This is a genomic window from Streptomyces sp. FH025 (assembly GCF_017427025.1).
Taxonomy (GTDB): domain Bacteria; phylum Actinomycetota; class Actinomycetes; order Streptomycetales; family Streptomycetaceae; genus Kitasatospora.
Genome location: NZ_JAFLNG010000515.1, coordinates 1 through 5651, shown reverse-complemented (window position 1 = coordinate 5651; position 5651 = coordinate 1). Strand labels below are relative to the sequence as shown.

Below are 5651 nucleotides of genomic sequence, written 5' to 3'. Positions count from 1 at the left end.
GCAGCAGGTCGCGGCCGAAGGCGCGCTCGCGGACGTCGCCGATCAGCATCGGGACCTGCGGGTCGAGGTCGAGCGCGGCCCGGATCTCGTCGGGGGTGCGGGTGTTGTGGTTGTGGAAGCAGTTGATCGCGACCACGAACGGGATGCCCCGGCTCTCGAAGAAGTCGATCGAGGCGAAGCTGGTGTCCAGCCGCCGGGTGTCGGCGATGACGATCCCGCCGAGGGCGCCGTTGACGAGGTCGTTCCACATGAACCAGAACCGCTCCTGCCCGGGCGTGCCGAACAGGTACACCACCAGCTCGGAGCTGACGGTGATCCGGCCGAAGTCCAGGGCGACGGTGGTGGTGTCCTTCTGGTCGACGCCGTCCAGGTCGTCGACGCCGACGCTGGCCGTGGTCAGGTACTCCTCGGTGCGCAGCGGGGTGACCTCGCTGACCGAGCCGACCAGGGTGGTCTTGCCGACGCCGAAGCCGCCCGCGATCAGGATCTTGACGGCGGCCGGGGCCGCGGCGGGGCCATCGACGGCGGAGTGGGCGGAGTGAGGTGTTGCCATGTTCAGAGTCTCCGGAGTCCTTCGCGTACGGCCGTGAGCAGGCCGAGGTCCACGCCCCCGGCGGCGCGGGCCACCGAGAGCGGCGCCCGGGCCTTCAGCAGGCCCTGGGCGACGAGGTCGCCCAGCAGGATCTTGGTGACCGAGACCGGGAGGTCCAGGCCGGCCGCCACCTCGGCGACCGCCGCCGGGCGGCGGCAGTGGTCGAGGATCAGCCGGTGCTCGGGCTGGAGGCCGCGGGCACCGGCACGGCTGCCCCGCGCCAGGGCCGCGTCGGCCTCCTCCTCGACCGTGGTGATCACCGTGATGAGGGTGAGGTCGTCGCGCTCGGGCGCGGTGCGGCCGCGGGTGATGGTGTACGGGCGCACCATGACGCCCGTCTCGTCCTCCGCGTCCTGCTCCTCCAGCTCGCTCCAGTGCGGCACCCGGCCGCGCGCCGGGCCGCCCCCCTGCTCGCTGTACGGGCCCACGGGCCGTCAGCCCCGGTTCCGGGCGGCGAAGGCGTCGAAGGACGCGGGGGCGCCGCCGTCGCCGCCGCGCGCCGGGGTGGTGAGCTTCTGGCCGACCTGCTGCACCAGGGTGTGCATGGCCACGGACATCACCTCGGCGTCCACCTCCTGGGAGGCGACCACGGCCAGGTGGGTGCCCTGGGCGGCGGCGATGATGAACAGCCAGCACTCGGCGAGCTCGACGATCACCTGGTGCACCGGGCCGCCCTCGAAGAGCTGGCCGACGCCCCGGGCGAGGGACTGCTGACTGGTGGCGATGGCCGCCAGGCGCTCGGCGTCGGCCCGCTCGATGGTGCGGGAGTGGCTGACCACGAGGCCGTCGTCGGAGAGCAGGACGGCGTTGCGGGTCCCGGTCACCGAGTCGACGAGCCCGTCCAGCAGCCAGTCCAGGTCCTGGTGGGTGGCGGTCGTACGGTTCATTTGATCCTCTGAGTTTCGCGTGGGGGACGGCCGGACCTTGTTGGAGCGGGGAGGCGTTCGGAGGGCTGCCATCTCGCAGTTGGAAGGTCACTCTTCGTGATAGGTTCGTTACGCCGTTGTGGGGTGACAGCCAAGCGCTGCATCGGTCTACCGCCGGGCTGGCGGGAAGTCAGGTCTGTGGAGCTGATGTAAGACCGATGGGCGGTACACCGTCCCTACGCTGGTAGCCCCAGGTCGGCAAATGGCTGTGAAGCAGAAAGCCTCGATCCGTGAGGGTTGGGATCCTCCGGCTTCGGTCGGAGGAGATGTCAACAGTGGTCATCCGTTCCAGTGGTTCGGGGGCCAGCCGCCGGAAGGCCCCCGGGCAGCGGGTGCTCGCCGCTGTCCTGGGCCCGGGCGGCGCGGGACTGGCGCTGGAAGGCGCCGATGGTCGCGCCGGAGCGCCGCACCGGGCGCTCGGACGGGAGCGGCCGGTGGAACGGGCCGCCGCCGTCGGTGCCCGCCGGCTCGGTGGCCGGCTCGACCCACTGCTGCCGGGCCGGCGGCGGCACCCGCAGCTCGGCGGCCAGGCTGGCCTGGCGCACCCGCTGCGGCAGCGGCGGCTGCCCGCCCTCGACCGCGCTCACCGGCACGGCGGAGGGGTACTCGCGGGGCTGGCGCCGCTCGGCCAGCCGGTAGTGGTCGGCCGGGCGGTACTGCTCGTCGGCGTACGGGGCCTCGGCCTCGGTGACCCGGGCGTAGGCGATGTCCGGATAGGCCGGGGCGTCGTGCGGGGGCTGGACGTCGTGCGCGGGCACGGTGTCCTGGGCCAGGGGCCGGTGGTCGGCGGGGGAGCTGTGCTGGATCGGCTGCTCGTACGGCTGCCCGTGGTACGAGGGGGCCGGCTGCTGCGGGAACACCGGCTGCTGCTCCGGGAAGGCGGCCGCTTCGGCGGCGAAGGCCTCGGCGGCGGCGAAGGCCTCGGCGGGGGCCGTCGGAACGCCGAGCACGTACGACTCGCCGGGCGCGAAGGAGTCCACCGGCGCGACCGGCGGCGCCGGTGCCGGCGCGGGCTGCGGCGCCTCGTCGGCGGCGGTGAGCATCGCCCGGCGCGTGCGGCGGGCCAGCGGGATCGGCTCGACCGGTGTGGCGTCCGGCAGTCCGGCGTCGCCGTCGATGACCAGCTCGTCCGGGACGAGCACGACCACCCGGGTGCCGCCGAACGCGGACGGGCGGAACTCGATCTTCAGCCCGGTCAGCGAGGCCAGCCGGGCGACGACGTGGAAGCCGAGCCGGATGTCGTCGGCGCGGGCCAGCACGTCGGTGCGCGGCGGGCGGTCCATCAGCGCGTTGGCCGCCTCGTACTGCTCCGGGTCCATGCCCAGGCCGCGGTCCTCGATCTCGACCGCGAGCCCGCGCCCGACCATGGCGGCGCGCACCTCGACCGGCGTGGGCGGCTTGGAGAAGGTGGTGGCGTTCTCCATCAGCTCGGCGAGCACGTGCGCGACCGGGCCGACGGCCCGCTCGGAGAGCCACGGGTGGCCCTCGACGTCGATCATGATCCGGCGGTAGTCCTGCACCTCGCCCTGCGCGGCGCGCAGCACGTCCAGCAGCGGGACGGGCTTGCGCCAGCGCCGCTGCGGCTGGCCGCCGGCCATGATGACGAGGTTCTCCTCGTAGCGGCGCAGACGGGCGGTCAGGTGGTCGAGGTCGAACAGGCCCTCCAGGACCTCCGGGTCGTCGTGCCGGCGCTCCAGCTCGTCCAGCTTGCGCAGCTGGCGGCCGATCAGCAGCTGGGTGCGGCGGGCGATGCGTTGGAGCAGGCGCTCGAAGCCGCGGTGCTGCTCGGCCTGCCGGACGGCGGCCTCCAGGGCGGCGGAGCGGGCCAGGTTGAGCGCCTGGCCGAGGCGGGCGAGTTCGTCGGTGCCGTTGCCGTGGGCGCCGGTCGTGACGGCGCGGGTCTCGGCCTCGACGTCGACCTGCTCGCCGTGGCCGAGCCGGTCGACGACCTCGGGCAGGGTGCGCTCCATGTCCTCGGCCTGGGTCTGGAGTTCCTTGATCCGGCGGCGCAGCGAGCGGCTGATCCGCCAGGAGGCGATGATCACCGCGACGACGGTGATCAGGCCGATGACGGTGGTCAGGACGACGCGGGTGAGCATGCCGATCAGGGCGCCCTTGGCGACCTCGATGATGCCGTTGGTGCGGGCCTCCATCGCCTTCACCAGCGGCGGGTTGATGCCGTCGATGCCCTGGCGCCACTGGTCCTGCGCGGCCGGCAGCTTGACGGTGCCGTTGGCGTCGGGGGCGGCGGGCTTGAGCAGGGCCTGCTCGACGGCGGTCTTGGCCTGCCAGGACGGGCTGTTGACCAGGTCGTGCCAGGCGGGCGACTCGGAGTCCGGGATGTACGGCAGGACCTGGACGTTGAGCAGGTGGTCCTGGGCGCCGATCAGCTGCTGGACCTGCTGGTAGTCGGCGGCGGACAGCCGGCCGCTCGGCCAGCCGCGGGCCAGGATCGCGTCCTCGCGGGCGAGCATCTCCTTGGTCCAGAAGGAGTTGACCAGGGTCTTGGACAGCCAGGTGACCTCACCGGTGTCGACCCGGCTGAGCGCGGTGAACAGCCGCAGGTCGACGCTGATCAGGTCGGTGTAGTAGGTGAAGACGGCCTGCTGGTCGACGGTGCCGCGGTCGACGGCGGCGCGCTGTTCGGCCAGCTTGCCCATGGCCTGGCGGGCCTCGACGACGGCGGTGCGGATCTCCGAGGGGGCGTTGTCGGCGGTGGCCCCGGAGAGGGTCTGGAACTGCCGTACCGCGTCGTCGGTCAACTGCCGCTGGTGGCGCAGCTGGTCGGTGTTGGAACCGGGCCGGGCGAGCGCCTCGGCGCTGAGCCGGCGCTCCTCCTGGAGGTTGTAGTAGACGATGTTGGACGGCTGGCCGGCCTTCTGCGCGATGGTGGCCTGATCGGCCAGTCGCTGGAAGTCGGCGATGGTCTCACCGCTGGTCACGGCCCAGAGGGCGGCCAGGGCCAGGCTGGGGACGACGGCCAGGACGAGCAGCGCCGTCCGCAGGGACAGGCGTGGACGCCTGCGGGGGGCCTTCGGCGTCGGGGGCCGCCGATTCGCACGCGCGCGCAGAGCAGACTCCTTGGGGCTGGCGGCCGGCCGGTGAGGGGCGGGCCGTCCGGGGCACGGGCTAGTGGACGAGGCGATATTAGTCATACCGTGAACGTGTGTTCGCTGCCTGGTCGGTGCTTGCGCACGAACTGGACACAATGTCACCCGCGCGTTGACTGTTCGTCCTCGAAGCAGCCGGTTCTCGCAGTGCCTGACACAGTGTCAATGGTACTCAAGTCCGCTGGATGGCCGCCGTGTGAAAACTGTGTGACGCCCCCTCCGGGAAGCTCAGGGGCTCAGCAGGCGGGACCGGGTGGCCTCCAGCTCCGCCGCCAGCACCCGCCCGGCCGCCTCCGGATCGCCGTCGTGCAGCGCCCGGACGAGCTCCGCGTGCGACGCGTAGCCCTGGTGCGGATCGCCCTCGCGCAGGCCGAACAGGCCCACCAGTGCCACCAGATGCTCCCTCAGAACCGGGGCGAACTGGGCGAACAGGTCATCCAGGACGGGGTTGTGGGCGGCGGCCACGATCGCCGTGTGCAGCGCGATGTCGGCGTCCACGAAGGCCGCGTCGTCCGCCTCGCCCGCCGCGTGCCGGGCGGCCAGTGCGGCGTCCACGGCGGCGAGGTCCGCCTCGGTGCGGCGCCCGGCCGCCAGTCGGGCCGCCTGCACCTCGACCATCGTCCGCACCTCGTAGACGTGCGCCAGCTCCGCCCGGCGCAGCCGGGTCGCCCAGTCCCCGCCGGACGGACGGTCGGAGGTCACGAACACCCCCGAGCCCTGGCGGCTGTGCACCATCCCGGCCGCGGCGAGGGTGCGCAGCGCCTCCCGGACGGTCGAGCGGCCGACGCCCAGCTCCTTGGCGAGGGCCACCTCGCCCGGCAGCCGGCCGCCGACCGGCCATTCGCCGGCCCGGATCCGCTCCTCGATCAGCGCGGCGGCCTGTTCGGCGAGGGGGGAGGGGCGGAGCGCGGGCATCGTCGTCACCTGTCGGGTTGTCTGAGGACTTGAGTCATGGTTACCCTACCCCGCATGCAGCCGTGCCGTCCCCTGCCGGAAGTCCTCCGTGGGGGCCTCCTTCTTGGC

Annotated in this window: 5 protein-coding genes; all 5 read right to left on the bottom strand. The window is 73.1% G+C overall.

Going from position 1 to position 5651, the window contains the following annotated elements; genetic code table 11:
• On the bottom strand, positions 1 to 553 hold a 553-nt coding region (locus tag J0670_RS28180; RefSeq protein WP_207814511.1), incomplete at its 3' end, for an ATP/GTP-binding protein.
• A gap of 2 nt (positions 554 to 555) precedes the next feature.
• Entirely contained in the window at positions 556 to 921 is a 366-nt protein-coding gene (locus J0670_RS28175; RefSeq protein ID WP_207814513.1) for a DUF742 domain-containing protein, read from the bottom strand.
• Between the two features lie 105 nt (positions 922 to 1026).
• Positions 1027 to 1479: a roadblock/LC7 domain-containing protein gene (locus J0670_RS28170; RefSeq protein ID WP_207814510.1), complete on the bottom strand. Its 453-nt coding sequence runs from the start codon at positions 1477 to 1479 to the stop codon at positions 1027 to 1029.
• A gap of 308 nt (positions 1480 to 1787) precedes the next feature.
• Positions 1788 to 4460 carry a nitrate- and nitrite sensing domain-containing protein gene (locus J0670_RS28165; protein WP_307806734.1) on the bottom strand — a complete coding sequence of 891 codons (2673 nt, stop codon included), beginning with the start codon at positions 4458 to 4460 and terminating at the stop codon, positions 1788 to 1790.
• 396 nt (positions 4461 to 4856) lie between these two features.
• Complete coding sequence (locus tag J0670_RS28160) at positions 4857 to 5543, bottom strand: FadR/GntR family transcriptional regulator (protein ID WP_207814509.1); 687 nt, start codon at positions 5541 to 5543, stop codon at positions 4857 to 4859.
• Between the last annotated feature and the right edge of the window lie 108 nt (positions 5544 to 5651).

Coding starts and splice junctions, on each gene's coding strand:
- J0670_RS28170 (WP_207814510.1), bottom strand. CDS start 1,479: ATGAACCGTACGACCGCCACCCACCAGGACCTGGACTGGCTGCTGGAC.
- J0670_RS28175 (WP_207814513.1), bottom strand. CDS start 921: ATGGTGCGCCCGTACACCATCACCCGCGGCCGCACCGCGCCCGAGCGC.
- J0670_RS28160 (WP_207814509.1), bottom strand. CDS start 5,543: ATGCCCGCGCTCCGCCCCTCCCCCCTCGCCGAACAGGCCGCCGCGCTG.